Raw genomic sequence first — 13780 nt, 5'->3', positions numbered from 1 at the left:
GATCTTTCCTACCTGCGCGGATGCGCAGCTATGCAGGAGCACGGCCGCAGGCCTACCGTGGGCGGGCCGTGGTGCTCGGGAAGTCGATGCAAGGTCGACGCGGCCCTCGCCACTGTGATCGGGGAGTTCCCGGCCCACCGTCCCGTGCGGGACAGCCACTGGCCGTCGCACGACGGCCGGGAAGGCGGGCCGGGCACGCAGGAACCCGTAAGCCAGGAGACCGGCCACGGCATCTCACGAAGTGATCCACGAGGTGCTGGAGCGTGACCGGATGAACCTGCCCGAGCCTGAGTCTGCCCCTGCGTCCTTCCGCTGGCGGCGCGAGGACACCGTCAGGACCGCGGGACTGATGGCGGTCATCGCCGCCCTGCACGTCGTGGCCTTCGGGGTGCTGTTCCTGCTCGTCGTCCCCGGACACTACGAGGTCGGCGACAAGGCCTTCGGCATCGGGCTCGGCATCACCGCCTACACCCTCGGCATGCGGCACGCCTTCGACGCCGACCACATCGCCGCGATCGACAACACCACCCGCAAGCTGATGGCGGACGGCAAGCGGCCGGTGTCGGTGGGGTTCTGGTTCGCGCTGGGGCACTCAAGTGTGGTCGTGGTGATGGCCGCGCTGGTGACCGGAGGCACACAGCTCGCCGGCACGCTCATGGACGACGAGTCCCGTACGCACCAGACGCTCGGCCTCATCGGCACGACCGTCTCCGGCACGTTCCTCTACCTCATCGCCGCCCTCAACCTCGTCGCGCTCGTCGGCATCCTGCGTGTCTTCCGGGCCATGCGGGCGGGCACGTACGACGAGCGGCAGCTCGAACGGCACCTGGACTCCCGCGGCTTGATGAACCGCATCCTCGGGCGGCTGACCAAGTCCATCTCCCGGCCCGGCCAGATGTTCCCGCTCGGCTTCGTCTTCGGCCTCGGCTTCGACACCGCCACCGAGGTCACACTGATGGTGATGGCCGGATCCGGAGCGGCGGCCGGCCTGCCCTGGTACGCGATCCTGTGCCTGCCGCTGCTCTTCGCCGCCGGCATGAGCCTGTTCGACACCCTCGACGGCACCTTCATGAACTTCGCCTACCACTGGGCGTTCTCGCACCCCGTCCGCAAGGTCTTCTACAACCTCACCATCACCGGCCTGTCCATCGCCGTCGCCTTCTTCATCGGCACCATCGAACTCGTCGGCGTCCTGCACGAGAAGCTCGCCCTGAACGACTCCGTCACCGGCTGGATCGCCTCCATCGACCTCGACAGCGTCGGTTACCTCATCGTCGGCCTGTTCGTGGTGGTGTGGGCGGCGGCCGTCGCGTACTGGCGGCTGGCGAAGGTGGAGCAGCGGTGGGCGGTGCGCGCCGCCGAGGCCGACTAGACGCCCTCCACCGCCGTCAGCCACAGCTTCACGTACCGCTCCACGTCCACGTCCAACGCCACGTCCACCAGCGGCTGTTCACGCGTCCCGTCGTGGATCTCCGACTCGCCGGGGCGGGCGCGGCGGTCGACGATCGTCTGGCCTCGGGTGGGGCCGGGGGCCAGGCTGACCTCGACGGGCAGGCGGTGGGTGGTCAGGCCCTCCGGGTCGGCGACCGAGCAGACCGCGCCCGCGTCGCCGAGGCCGCCGCCGGGGTCGGTCTCGTCGGTGACCGGACCGCGGTGGGCGAGCAGTTCACCGGCGAGGCGGGTGCCCGGCTCGGCGCTCGCGCGCAGCCGGCGTACGTCCGCCCCGGGGACCACGACCCGCTGGAACACGTCCAGCCCGTACATCGTGATCGGCACCCCGGCGGTGAGCAGGATCGCCGCCGCCTCCGGGTCGTGCCACACGTTGAACTCGGCGACCGGCGTGGCGTTCCCGGTGGCCACCGCGCCGCCCATGAACACGATCCGCTCGATGTTGCCCACCACCTCCGGGTGCGTGCGGAGGAGAAGCGCGATGTTGGTCAGGGGCGCGGTGGGGATCAGGGTCACCGGACGCGGCGACGCGAGGATCTCGCGGCGCAGCAGCGTCACCGCGTCCACGTCGACCGGCGTGCGGGTCGGCGCGGGCAGGCCGAGGTCACCCATGCCGTCGTGGCCGTGCACGGGGGCCCTGCGGACGGACTCGATCAGCGGGCGCTCGGCGCCCCGCGCGACGGGAATGCCCGGGGCGCCGGCCTGCTCCAGCACGGTCAGGGTGTTCCGTACGACCCCGTCCACGCCGGTGTTCCCGGCCACACAGGTGATCGCGCGCACGTCGAGGCCCGGGTGACGGACCGCGAACAGCAGGGCCAGAGCGTCGTCGATGCCCGTGTCACAGTCGATGATCACCGGGATGGGCTGGTCGGTCGTCACGGCGAGGACTCCTTCCACCGGGCACACACGGCAGCTGCGACGGCTATGACAGCGACCTTACGCGGATCGCCAGAGCTCGGTGCCGCGTTCCCCGACCCGCTCCCCGATCCTCCGCAACAGCTCCGCGCCGGACACGGCCCCGACCCGCCGGCCGTCCCGCAGACGTACGGCCACCAGGTCGCCGCGGGCCTCCCGCTCGCCGATCACCGCCTGGTACGGCACCAGCCGCGCCGCCCGGATCCGCGCCCCGAGGGTGCCCTCCCGGGGCCCGGCGACCTCGGCCCGCAGTCCGCGCCCGACGGCCTGCCGTACCAGGTCCTGCGCCCGCTCCTCCTGTGCCTCCCCGACCGGCAGCACCACCAGCTGCACGGGCGCCAGCCACGCCGGGAACGCCCCGCCGTGCTCCTCGATGAGGTGCGCCACCGCCCGTTCCACGCTGCCGATGATGCTGCGGTGCACCATGACCGGGCGGTGTTTCGCGCCGTCGGCGCCGATGTAGTGCAGGTCGAAGCGTTCGGGCTGGTGCAGGTCGATCTGGACGGTCGACAGGGTCGCCTCACGTCCGGCGGCGTCCACGACCTGTACGTCGATCTTGGGGCCGTAGAAGGCGGCCTCCCCCTCGGCGGCCTCGTACGGCACCCCTTCCAGGACCTCCCGGAGCAGGGCGGTGGCCCGCTGCCACAGGGCCGGGTCGGCGACGTACTTGCCGCCTCCGCCCGGCAGGGAGAGGCGGTAGCGGGCGGCGCGGATGCCGAGGTCGGCGTAGGCGCGGCGGATCAGGCCGAGGGCCGCGCGGGCCTCGTCCACCGCCTGCTCCGGGGTGCAGAAGATGTGCGCGTCGTTGAGGCGGATGGCCCGTACGCGGGTCAGGCCGCCGAGGACGCCGGACAGCTCGGAGCGGTACATGTCGCCCAACTCGGCCAGGCGAAGCGGCAGTTCACGGTAGCTGTGGGAGCGGGAGCGGTAGATCAGGGCGTGGTGGGGGCAGAGGCTGGGCCGCAGCACGACCTGCTCCGCGCCCAGTCGCATCGGCGGGAACATGTCGTCGCGGTAGTGGTTCCAGTGCCCGGAGATCTCGTACAGCTCGCGTTTGCCAAGGACGGGCGAGTACACGTGCCGGTACCCGGCCCGGCGTTCCGCCTCGCGGACGTACTCCTCCAGGGTGTGGCGCACGATCGCGCCGTCGGGCAGCCAGTACGGCAGTCCCGCACCCATCAGCGGGTCGGTGTCGAACAGGCCGAGGTCACGGCCGAGACGTCGGTGGTCGTGCACGGTGGGCTCCTCTGGGCGGGGAGGGCGAGCACCACACGCGAAAGCCCCGGGCGCTCGCCCCGGGGCTTCGGACTCGGACAGTCAGCTGTCAGCGCGCCGGGACACTCTCCGGCGTCGTCGTGAGGGAGGGGCGGGCGCGCTTCATGAGGGGACCGTAACAAGGGGGCGGCGGCGCGAGCGACGGATTATTCACGCCGCTGCCGCCCCGCCCCTCACCCGTACGGCCCGGAACGCTGGTGGCCGACCCCGCGCGGTGCTCCCTTGGAGACACGTACCCGATCTTGAAAGGCCCACAGGAGGCACCCCCATGCACCACCCCCCGGCCGCCCGCGTCCTCGTCGCCTCCGCTTTCGCCACGGCCGCCCTGCTGACCGCCACGGCCTGTTCCGTCGCGTTCCCGGACGCGGCACCGTCGGCGCCCGGCTCGACGCGGTCCCGGGCCACGGCCCCGTCGTCCGCCGAACCGCGCGCCCTGACCGAGGAGCAGGTGCGGGCCGCCCTGATCTCGGAGGCCGATCTGGGGGAGCCCTGGATGCCGACGCAGGGGGCCGCGACCTGGCGCGACCGGCTGCTCAAGGCGGACACGGACGACCCCGACTGCCACCGGCTGCTCGACGTCCTGTACACCGAGGAGGTCTTCGGCGCCGCCACCGGACCGCACGCGGTGGTCGGCCTCGACGACGGCTACCACGAGACCCAGCTGCGCTACCGCGTCGCCGCCCACCGCCCGGCGGACGCGGACCGCACGCTGGCCTGGCTGAGGGCGCTGCCGGGCCGGTGCGAACGGTTCACGGCCGTGACCCGGAGCGGGGACGAGCAGCGCGTCCACGTCACCGGCCTTCCGCTGCCGAACGCCGGGGACGCCCGGCAGGGCCTGCGGGTCACGCTGAGCGGCGAGACGGCGGACGGCGAGCCCACCTTCCTCACCGTGGAGGTCGCCGCCGTCCGCGTCGGCGAGCACACGATCAGCCTCACCAACGGCGGCCAGGGCGACGTACCGGCCGACGCCACATGGAAGGCCGTGGAACTCGGGACACAGCGGCTGACGGAGATCAGGAAGCAGGGGCGGGTGGAGATCTAGCGGCCTCCACAGGCCGGCCGTGGACCGCTCCAGGGCCTGTCCCACCAGGGCCTGTCCTAGAGGTCCTCGTCCTGGTCGAACCGCTTGCGGTGCGCGACCACGTCCCGGGCCACGTCCAGGGCCGTGCGGCCGTACGCGAAGGCGTGGGCGCGCAGCCGGGACAGGGCCTCTTCACCGCTCACCGAGAGCTGGGCCATGATCATGCCGACGGCCTGGTAGACCTCGTCGTGGTCGGTGGCCAGGCCGCTGAGCCAGGAATCCTCGTCCAGCGGGTCGTGCTCCTCGTCGTGCTGCAGCGCCGTCAGGGCCACCGTCATCACGCCGGCCACGAGCTGTGCGGTGCGCAGCTGGCGGTCGGTGAGCCGGCCGGGGGTGTCGCGGTAGAGGTCGAGGGTGCCCACGCACACCGTGTCGTTGCCGAGCGGCAGCGCGTACACGGCCCGCACTCCGGCGGCCGTCGCCTGCTGGGCGTAGACGGGCCAGCGGCGGGCGTCGTAGCCGGCGGTCAGGTCGCAGGCGAGCACGGGTGCGCAGGTCTCGGCGGCGTGCACACAGGGGCCGTCGCCCAGGGTGGCCTGGAGCTCCGCCACGTACGAGGCCTGCCGGCTGCTGGCGCACAGCCGTACGGGGACGCCGTCGCTGCGCAGCGACGCGCTCGCCCCGGTCACCGGCAGCAGCTCCACCGCGACGTCGCACAGGCGTCCCGGCACCTCACCGGGCCGGGCGCCGCGCACCCCCTCGGCGATCACATCGGCGGCGTGTGCCTGGCCCGGCCGCCGGAACCGTTCGGCGCCGAATCCGGACAACCGGGGCTCGTCGCCGCTCGGTCCGCCGCCGGAGCGGTCGTCCCTGGGGCGCACGGCCACCGCCTCCTTCGAACACCGAGGCCAGCAACATCGACGGGTCCCCGGACCAGGGCAGGCCGAGAGCGCCGCCTGCCCGGGAGACGAGCCCCGAATACCCCTGCCCCAGGGGGCGAAACCCCCCACCCGCGCGTGTGGGGCACTTCAGCCACCGACTCGGTCGGCGGCGGCCTCCGCGACCGGCCGCCGCCGGGCCGGGCGCGGAGGGGATCGCGCGCCCTCGCCACGCGGCCACCTGCGGTGGGGCCGCGCACGCACGGCATGCCGCCCCGGCCGTGCATGACGTGCGGGCGGCTCACGGGCCGCGTCAGCGCTTCTCGTACGGGTTCGCCGGCTGCGCGACGCGCCGTACGTCCGTGGCGTCCAGGACCGGCGGCCAGGCGGCGTCCGAGCCCAGCTCGCCCCTGGGGTGCCAGGTGCCGGTGACGGTGACCCAGGTGTCGGCGGGGGGAGGACCGTCGGATCCGGCGGTGCGGACCTCGACCTTGCCGGTCGTGGCGTCGGCGGCGCAGCAGGAGACGAGGAGGCGGGTGACGTACCAGGTGCCGTCGTCGCCGTGGGTGACGAAGCCGGTCAGGCGGACGGTACGGCCCGTCAGGGAGCGCTCGCTGTCGTAGATCGCGCGGGAGCCGAACTCGGCGAGCGTCAGCTCCACGGGGTCACCGGACGGCAGCGCCGGAAAGGTACCGACGCCCTGGGCCGCGCGCTGCGCCGCCTCGCGTTCGGCGCTGTAGGAGCCGAGCGCCGGGGGCGGGAACAGCAGCAGGGCCAGCGCGGGGAGGGTCAGCAGCCAGGCGGCGCGGGGACCGGCGGGGCCGTGGCCGTGCCCGTCTTCCTCGTGCCCGTCATCGTCATGGTCACCGTCGGCGGACCGCCCGGTGGTGACCGCCGTGGCCGCCGCGAGCAGCACCAGCGTCACCCCGGACACGACCAGATACGGCCGCAGCGCCGCCTGGACGTACCGCAGGTACAGGTCGCTGAAGAGCGAGACACGCAGCACCGCCGCCCCGGTGAGGGCGAGGAGGGCCGCCGGACCGTACCGCCTCACAGCAGCCACCACCCCACCAGCACGCTGCTCGTCACGGCCACGACCCACGTCGTGGCGGAGAACCGGACGGCGAAGGACCGGCCGAAGGTGCCCGTCTGCAGCGCGACGAGCTTCAGGTCCACCATCGGCCCGACCACCATGAACGCCAGCCGCGCGGTGGGCGGGAAGCCGCTCAGCGAGGCTGCGACGAACGCGTCCGCCTCGCTGCACACGCACAGCACGACGGCGAGGACGGCGAGAAGCAGCACCGCGAGCCATGCCGACCCGGTGAAGACGTCCAGCACCGAACGCGGCACGGCGATGTTGAACGTGGCCGCCGCCGCGGCGCCCACCACCAGGAAGCCGCCGGCGTGCAGGAAGTCGTGCCGCAGACCGGCGAGGAAGCCGTTCCAGCCGGACGGCGGCCCGGACTTCCGGCGCCCCTTCGGCAGCCGCAGCCACTCGTCCTTGCCGAACCGGATCCACAGCCAGCCCATCACCACGGCCGCCGTGAGCGAGGCGGCCAGCCGCGCCAGCACCATCGCCGGCTGACCGGGGAACGCGATCGACGTGGCCACCAGCACCACCGGGTTGACCGCGGGCGCCGACAGCAGGAAGGCGAGGGCCGCCGCCGGGGCGACACCCCGCCGCATCAGGCTCCCGGCCACCGGCACGGACGCGCACTCGCAGCCGGGCAGTACGACCCCGGCCGCGCCCGCGACCGGCACGGCGAGCGCCTGGTTGCGCGGGAGCAGCCGCTGGAACACCCGCTCCGGCACGAACGCCCCGATCCCCGCCGACACGACCGTGCCCAGCAGCAGGAACGGCACGCCCTGGACGACGACGGCCGTGAAGACGGTCCACCAGGCGGCCACGGCAGGCGTGTACAGGTCGAGCGCGAGCATCGGCCCCAGCACGGACACGACCGTGACGATGGCGATCAGCGCGGTCCCGCCGAGGACGGCGTACACCAGCGCGCGCACGGCGAGGCGGAGGCCGTCGGCCACAGTTCGTCGGTTCTCCACGCGCCTCGTCCCACTCGTCCCGGCTCCCCGCGCAGGCTAGCCGGTGCCGCTGTGCGTCACGGGGCCTTCACCGGGGAACCGGCTGTGGATCACAGCGGCGGCTGGGCGGGCGCCGGACCGAGGGTGGTCGTGCCGGGGGCCCTGCGGTGGCCCAGTCCCGTCCGGTACGCGTCGAGCGCCGCTTCCACCCGGCCCGTCCGGCGCAGCAGGTCCCCCAGCAGCCGGCACAGGTCGGCCAGGTCACCGGCCGCGCCCGCCCGCTCCAGCAGGCTCAGCGCCCGGACGTAGTGCTCCTCGGCGGCGTCGGTGTCCCCGGCGTCCTCGGCGATGATGCCGAGCAGCCGGTGCGCGGCGGCGGAGTGCACGGCGCCGCGCTCGGAGGACAGGTCGTGGACGCCCCGCAGCAGCGCGGCGGCCTCCTCGGACCTGCCGCGCCGGTGCAGCACGTCGGCCAGCTCGACCGTGACCTGGCTGCTGTAGAGGGCGGCGCGCTGGGCCGACAGCATGTCCAGGGCCTGACGCAACTCGTCCTCGGCCTGCTGGAGCCGGCCGTCCTGGGCGTACACGTACCCGCGCATCCAGTGGCAGTTGGCGAGCTCGGTGCGCAGGTGCAGCGTGCGGTACAGCTCGGCCGCCTTGGCCAGCGCGGCGTCGGCCTCGGCGAGGCGGCCCTCGGCGAGGAGGGTGCGGGCGACGGACCGGTGCATGCGCGCCACCAGCGCCGGGTCGCCGCACTGGGGGGCGAGCGCGAGGGCGTACTCGGCGGCCTGGGCGGCGCGGGCCTGCGCGCCCATGTCCATGTAGGGCCCGATGGCGCTGGCGTAGAGCAGCAGCAGCGCGTCGGGGTCGTGCAGCCCGCTGCGGTTCAGCTCGTCGAGGGTGGATTCGATGAGGTAGACGGCGTACCGCAGTTCACCGGCGAGGTAGTGGGCGACGGCCCGCCCGCGCAACGCCGGGACGCGCCCCGGCAACGGCACGTCGGCCAGGCACTCCTCGGCCCGCTCGAAGTACTGCCGCCCGGCCAGCAGCTCCCCGCCCTCCAGCGCGCACTCCCCGAGGCCGAGCAGTGCGGTGGCCCGCAGCTCGGGAAGTTCGTGGGTCTCGGCCTCGGTGAGCAGCTGCCGGTACTGCTCGGCGGCCTTCTCCGCCTCACCGGTGGCGAGCGTGCGCTGGGCCTCGGTCAGCCGCAGCCGCAGGTCGGTGGCGAGGCGGGCCGGGCGGCCGGTGACCAGCTCCTCATAGGCGACGCCGAGCCGTCCGGCGATGTGCCGCAGGGCCCCGTCGGAGGCGCGGACGCGGCCCGCCTCCACCGTGGAGATGTACGCGGGTGTGTACACCGGTTCCGCCAACTGCCTCTGCGTCAGCCCGCGTTCGACGCGTAACCGCTGCACCCGGTGACCTATGGTCGCCGGATCGTCACGATTCCCCACTGCCAACTCCCCCTGCGGCCCTTGCCGTTCGGCTCCGACAGCCCTAGGTTAAACCGGGCGTTAAACATGCTTAATACACCGCTGACACTGGTCGTTTGCGAGGTCGCCGTGCTCGAACGCACACGCACCGCCGAGCGTTACGCCAGAGGCTTCGCCGCCTCCGTAGTCGCCGTGACCGCCCTGGTCCTGGCCGCGAACGCCGGCCCGGCAAGGGCAACGGACAGACCGACGGACCAGTCCCGGCAGCTCACGGCCCCGACGTCATCGGCGCCTCACGCACCCAGACCGGCGCCCTAGTCCGGTGCCCTAGTCCGGGAGGGCTTTGCGGAGGGCCTCGTCCAGGGACTGCGCCAGGGCCGTGTCCGTCGGCGGGCTCTGGGCGAACAGGGGACCCAGCTTCGCGGTGAACGTCTGGGTGAAGGCCCCGTACAGAGGGGTGCGGGGGCGCTGGACGGCGTCCTCCAGGGCCGGGAGCAGGATCTTCTCGGCGTAGGCGGGGCGGCCGGCCTTTCGCGGCATGTCGTCGGTGCTCTCGCCGGTGGGGGAGGCCGAAGGGGTCGTGGCGGCCACCGTGCAGCGCACGTCGTCGTTCTGGTAGGCCGACCGGCGGGTGGCGGCGAACCCGGCGTCCAGCAGGCAGCGCTCGCTCTCCCGGCCGGTGAGGAACCGGATCAGCTCGGCCGCCTTGTCCGCCCGCTGCGAGGTCGCGGTCACCGCGAGGTTCTGGCCGCCGAGCACCGCCCGGCCGGGCAGCGGGGCCACGCCGAGCTGCTTCTTGTCGAAGGACTGGTGCAGGGTGCGGTAGGCGTACGGCCAGTGCCTCAGGAAGGCCGTACGGCCGTCGGTGAAGGCGTTGAGGGAGGCGGCCTCGTCGAATCCGAAGCCGCCGCCGTCGGCGTCGTCGTCGCGAAGGGTGTACGGGTCGTCGGTGCGGCGGCGCAGCTCCGCGATGCCCTGCGTGAGCTCGTCGACGGTCGCGTCGTAGTGGCCGTCCTCGTCGGTGAGCGTCACGCCGGCCGACGCGAACGCCTCGACGGCGTTGACCGTGCGGCCCTCGTAGGCGGCGAGCTGGGTCGTCCAGCCCTTCTCGTAGTCCTCGGGCCGCCGGTCGTTGAGGGTGTTCATCAGGCCCTCCAGCTGGTCCTGGGTGAGGCCGCCGCTCAGGTCGGTCTGCCGGATATCGGCCTGCTCCAGGTGGTCACGCCGGTAGTAGAGGAGCCCGACGTCGCTGTTGAACGGCACCGCGTACACCTCGTCGTCCCATGAGGCCGTGCTGGCCACGGACTCGATGACATCGCCGTCGATCATGTCCTTCGGCAGCGGCTGGATCAGGGCCGCGGCGGCGAACTCCGGCACCCACGTCACGTCCAGGTTGACCACGTCGTAGGCGGCGCTGCCGGACTGCAGGGCGCCGAGCAGCTGGCTGCGCTGTTCGTCGGCGCTGCCGGGGAGCTCGACCAGGCGGGCGTGGTAGCCCGTGTCCGCCCTGCTCTCCCGTTCGTTCCAGGCGTCGATGAGCTGTTGGCGGATGCCGTTCTTGCCGGTGACGTCCCGGCCGCTGGCGATCACGATGGGTCCGGGCCCGGCGGCGGACGGCGAGGGTGCCGCACCGCCGCTTCCGCCGCCGGTGCAGGCGGCCACCAGGACCAGGGTGAGCGGGGCCAGCAGGACGGCGAACCGCCGCCGGAACAGTCGGGACAGTCGGGCCATCAGTGCTCCCCCGTTCCGGTGCGGGCGACCTCGTCGTGCAGGGCCGCGCCGAGGTCCTCGTCGGCGTCGATGCAGCGGCCGCCGCTCGCCGCGGAGATCTCGGCGTCCGGCTTGCCCTTGTCGCAGCCGCCGCCCACCAGGGACACCATCGCCACCGGCACCTTCGCCGAACGGACCTCGGCCAGCACCTCGTCGAGCCGGTCGCCGGTCACCCGGCCGACGTCCTCGTCGTCCGTCACGTAGACGATCAGCCGGGGACGGTCGCCGCCGCGCTGCCTCATGTCGTCCAGCGCGGCGAGCAGCGCCGCGTGCGGGTCGGCCTCGGCGTCCCGCACCCGGGCCCGGTCGCCGACGGCGGTTTCGGCGCTCTTGCGGGTGTGCCGTCCGAAGGGCAGCAGGGTCTCGTACGACCTCTCTCCGAGACCCGACACCGCCCACACGCCGTACTCGTCCCGACCGCCGAGCCCGCCCAGCGACTGTTTCAGCAGGCCGGGGCCGCCACTGGGCCCCTCCCACAGGTCGGCCATCGAACCGGAGCTGTCGAGCAGGAACTGCACCCGGCCGGGCCCGTTGGCGCCCTGGTACTTCGTCAGCGTCCTCTCCATCTCGTCGCCCCCGGCGGACCGGTCGAGCGGCGTGGGATCGAGCGTCAGCCCGTAGGTGTCGGCCTCCGGGTCCAGCAGCGGACGGCCGGCCGTGGCCGAGCGGAAGCCGTCGCGGGCCAGCACCGCACGCCCCGGTTCGCCGGTGAGCCAGGCGCGGAAGCCGTCGGCCGCCTCGTCCCGGTCGGTCTCGTCGCGGTGGGCGCCCTGCCAGCGGACACGGACGAAGAGGGGTTCGAAGCCGGGTACGTCGCCGGGGTACTGGGCGATCCGCGGCATGCGCCGGTCGCTGTCGCAGTCGACGCCGCTCTTCAGCAGGAACTCGGGGACCAGAGCCGCGGTGCGCTCGTCCACGGGCTTGTCGTCGGGCAGCGTGCACAGCAGGTCGGCGGCGGTGGGCGAGGGCGCGCCCGGGGCGATCCGGCGTTCCGCGACGGCGGGATCGGGGGCACCGGGGCCGTACAGGCCGATCGTGGCGAGCAGGCCCGTGTCGGTGAACTCCGGGTCGGGGCGGCGCACCTCGGTGTCCTCGGCACGGCCGCGCAGCTCGTCGATCATCGTGGTGAGCGAGGGGCCGACGCGCTCGAACAGGGGCTCGGCGGCCTTGTCCTGCGGCACGGCGAGCACGATCGGGGAGTAGGCGAAGGGCTCCTCGTCCGGCTCCAGGCGCGCGACGGCGTCCGTGTCCTGCCCCGTCCTGACCCGGGCCACGTCCGCGGGGGAGGCGGGGATCCAGATGTCCGGCTGCGGGCCGACGTCACGCTGCGGGTTGCTCTTCTCGTCGGGCGGTACCTGCCAGAGGGTGGACTGCTTGCGGAACGCGTCGACCGCGTCGTCGGCGCCCGCGCTGTAGACGGTGATGCCGCTGCGGCGGCAGCCGTCGCCGATGGTGTTCTCCTCCGACGTCAGATACGCGTCCGCGGCGGCCCGAACGGTCCGCTGGAGGTCGGGGTCGGCCAGGACCCGCAGCTCCACGGGCGGAGCGCAGGAGGCGCCGCCGTCGACGGCGAAGCGGATCAGGGCGTACACACCCGCGCCCAGGACGGCTGCGCCGAGCAGGAGGGCGACGCCGGTGACGGTCCGGCGGCGGGGGCGGCTGCCGGGACGGACCAGGCCGGGCGGGCGGGAGATCCGTAACCAGGCGGTGACGGCCTTGGCCCGGGTGAGGAGGGCGGCGAGGAGGGCCGGCCGGGGTCCGGGTGGCGGGGTGAGGTCGCGTGACTCGTCCCGCTCGGGCTGCCGGGTGGGATCCGGGCCGGGATTCGGGGTGGGGTCCGGACCGGGGTTCGGCGAGGTCTGGGGACCTGGCTCCGGGGCGGGTCGGGGCTCGGGCTTCGGCTCGGAGTGCCCCTCGGGTTGCGGCGCGGGCTGGGGACCGGGTTGCGGCGCGGGCTGCGGATCGGGTTGCGGCGCGGGCTGCGGATCGGTTCGCGGCACAGGGCGCGGCTCGGGTTCCGGATCGCTTCGCGGCACAGGGCGCGGCTCGGGCTGCGGTTCGGGCTTCCGCATCGGCTCCGGCACGGGCTGCGGCTCGGGCTGCGGCTGCGGCTGCGGTCTGTCGTCCCCGCCCCGCTGTTCCGGCGTGTCCTGCTCCTGCCCGTCGCCCGACCGGCCCGGCTGCCCGGGCGTCGCTCGTTCCCCACCGTCCGCGGCTCCTCCCCCCGGCGGAGCCAGTCCCGGTCTGCCGGACGTCCGCCGCACCGCGCGCGCCGACAACAGCACGTCCTCACCGTGCTCGGCCCGCGACTGCGGCTCCCAGAGCTCGCGGCGGAGGGTCCGATATCCGCCCCGGGCCATCCGCTCCCGCAGGTGGTCCGCGAGGTCACGAAACCACAACTCCCCGCCACCACCGAGGAGTTCGACGAGCTCGCCGGTGAACGGCGTCGGCGTACGAGGATCCCCCGCGTCGATGCGGTTGTTGGTCTGCACGCTCATCAGCAGCAGCACACGCCGCTTGCCGCGGAACTGCTCCCAGATCCAGGCGGCGTTTCCCGCGTTGCAGCAGTCGAGGATCACCACGATCCGCTGGGCCGGGCTGGTGTCCAGCACCGCGAGCACGTCGGTGAACCGCTCCGCCCCCAGGAACACCGCGTGCCCGCCCCGGATCACCCGCGCGTCGCGCATCTGGAGGAACAGCTCGTCGGCCCCGCTGGGAATGGCCCCGTGGCCGGCGAAGTAGAACAGCAGCACGCCCTCGGCCTCCGCGGCGGCCGCGCTCAGCGCCCGGTTGAAGCCGCCCTGGTACGGCGACCGTTTCACCCTGATCTCGTCCTCGCCGAACACGCGCCCGTGCCCCAGCACCTCGAAGAGCTGGTTCAGGTTGTGCTTGACGGCCGGGAGATCGCCGGGCACGCCGTGCGGAGGCTCGGTGAAGTCGTACTCGGACACACCGACCAGCAGCGCCCGGTTCACGCGACGACGCGGGTCGAAACGGGTCACCGG

Annotated in this window: 11 protein-coding genes and 1 riboswitch; of the genes, 3 read left to right on the top strand and 8 right to left on the bottom strand. The window is 73.7% G+C overall.

Annotated elements, in window-relative coordinates; all coding sequences use genetic code 11:
• Window positions 1-52 precede the first annotated feature (52 nt).
• A riboswitch (cobalamin riboswitch) is annotated at window positions 53-244 on the top strand.
• Between the two features lie 27 nt (window positions 245-271).
• Complete coding sequence (locus NW895_RS36630) at window positions 272-1372, top strand: HoxN/HupN/NixA family nickel/cobalt transporter (RefSeq protein ID WP_289941206.1); 1101 nt, start codon at window positions 272-274, stop codon at window positions 1370-1372.
• Here NW895_RS36630 and NW895_RS36625 read toward each other — a convergent pair.
• Window positions 1369-2328 carry a nucleoside hydrolase gene (locus NW895_RS36625; protein ID WP_289941205.1) on the bottom strand — a complete coding sequence of 320 codons (960 nt, stop codon included), beginning with the start codon at window positions 2326-2328 and terminating at the stop codon, window positions 1369-1371. The two genes, NW895_RS36630 and NW895_RS36625, sit on opposite strands and share 4 nt — an antisense overlap.
• Before the next feature lie 57 nt (window positions 2329-2385).
• Window positions 2386-3600: a threonine--tRNA ligase gene (gene thrS / locus NW895_RS36620; RefSeq protein WP_289941204.1), complete on the bottom strand. Its 1215-nt coding sequence runs from the start codon at window positions 3598-3600 to the stop codon at window positions 2386-2388.
• 307 nt (window positions 3601-3907) lie between these two features.
• Here thrS and NW895_RS36615 point away from each other — a divergent pair, with 307 nt between their 5' ends.
• Window positions 3908-4681, top strand: coding sequence for a hypothetical protein (locus tag NW895_RS36615; protein ID WP_289941203.1), 774 nt, complete (start codon window positions 3908-3910; stop codon window positions 4679-4681).
• 56 nt (window positions 4682-4737) lie between these two features.
• Here NW895_RS36615 and NW895_RS36610 read toward each other — a convergent pair whose 3' ends face one another.
• The 4 genes from NW895_RS36610 to NW895_RS36595 all read right to left on the bottom strand — a co-directional run bounded on the left by NW895_RS36610 (window position 4738) and on the right by NW895_RS36595 (window position 9026).
• Complete coding sequence (locus tag NW895_RS36610; RefSeq protein ID WP_289941317.1) at window positions 4738-5487, bottom strand: GAF and ANTAR domain-containing protein; 750 nt, start codon at window positions 5485-5487, stop codon at window positions 4738-4740.
• Between the two features lie 364 nt (window positions 5488-5851).
• On the bottom strand, window positions 5852-6592 hold the full coding sequence (locus tag NW895_RS36605; RefSeq protein ID WP_289941202.1) for a TIGR03943 family protein: 741 nt from the start codon (window positions 6590-6592) through the stop codon (window positions 5852-5854).
• The gene (locus tag NW895_RS36600) at window positions 6589-7578 is read right to left on the bottom strand and encodes a permease (protein ID WP_289941200.1); all 990 of its coding nucleotides are present in this window, start codon (window positions 7576-7578) and stop codon (window positions 6589-6591) included. The genes NW895_RS36605 and NW895_RS36600 overlap by 4 nt, the downstream gene beginning before the upstream one ends.
• A 107-nt stretch (window positions 7579-7685) precedes the next feature.
• Complete coding sequence (locus NW895_RS36595) at window positions 7686-9026, bottom strand: transcriptional regulator (protein ID WP_289941199.1); 1341 nt, start codon at window positions 9024-9026, stop codon at window positions 7686-7688.
• Window positions 9027-9134: 108 nt separating this feature from the next.
• On the opposite strand from NW895_RS36595, the gene NW895_RS36590 reads away from it, so the two are divergent.
• Window positions 9135-9323, top strand: a complete 189-nt coding sequence (locus NW895_RS36590) for a hypothetical protein (protein WP_289941198.1) — start codon at window positions 9135-9137, stop codon at window positions 9321-9323.
• Window positions 9324-9332: 9 nt separating this feature from the next.
• On the opposite strand, the gene NW895_RS36585 is transcribed toward NW895_RS36590, so the two are convergent.
• Together NW895_RS36585 and NW895_RS36580 are read right to left on the bottom strand one after the other, a co-directional pair.
• On the bottom strand, window positions 9333-10736 hold the full coding sequence (locus tag NW895_RS36585; RefSeq protein WP_289941197.1) for an extracellular solute-binding protein: 1404 nt from the start codon (window positions 10734-10736) through the stop codon (window positions 9333-9335).
• Window positions 10736-13777 (bottom strand): substrate-binding domain-containing protein, encoded by a 3042-nt coding sequence (locus NW895_RS36580; protein WP_289941196.1) that lies wholly within the window; start codon window positions 13775-13777, stop codon window positions 10736-10738. The genes NW895_RS36585 and NW895_RS36580 overlap by 1 nt, the downstream gene beginning before the upstream one ends.
• Between the last annotated feature and the right edge of the window lie 3 nt (window positions 13778-13780).

The sequence above is a fragment of the Streptomyces sp. S.PNR 29 genome, assembly GCF_030386795.1.
GTDB lineage: Bacteria > Actinomycetota > Actinomycetes > Streptomycetales > Streptomycetaceae > Streptomyces.
The sequence above is the reverse complement of the archived record's forward strand: the minus strand, read 5'-3'. Positions and strand labels throughout refer to the sequence as shown.

Bases quoted from the DNA above. Each gene is read 5' to 3' on its own strand.
- NW895_RS36630 (WP_289941206.1), top strand. From the start codon at position 272: ATGAACCTGCCCGAGCCTGAGTCTGCCCCTGCGTCCTTCCGCTGGCGG.
- NW895_RS36615 (WP_289941203.1), top strand. From the start codon at position 3,908: ATGCACCACCCCCCGGCCGCCCGCGTCCTCGTCGCCTCCGCTTTCGCC.
- NW895_RS36585 (WP_289941197.1), bottom strand. From the start codon at position 10,736: ATGGCCCGACTGTCCCGACTGTTCCGGCGGCGGTTCGCCGTCCTGCTG.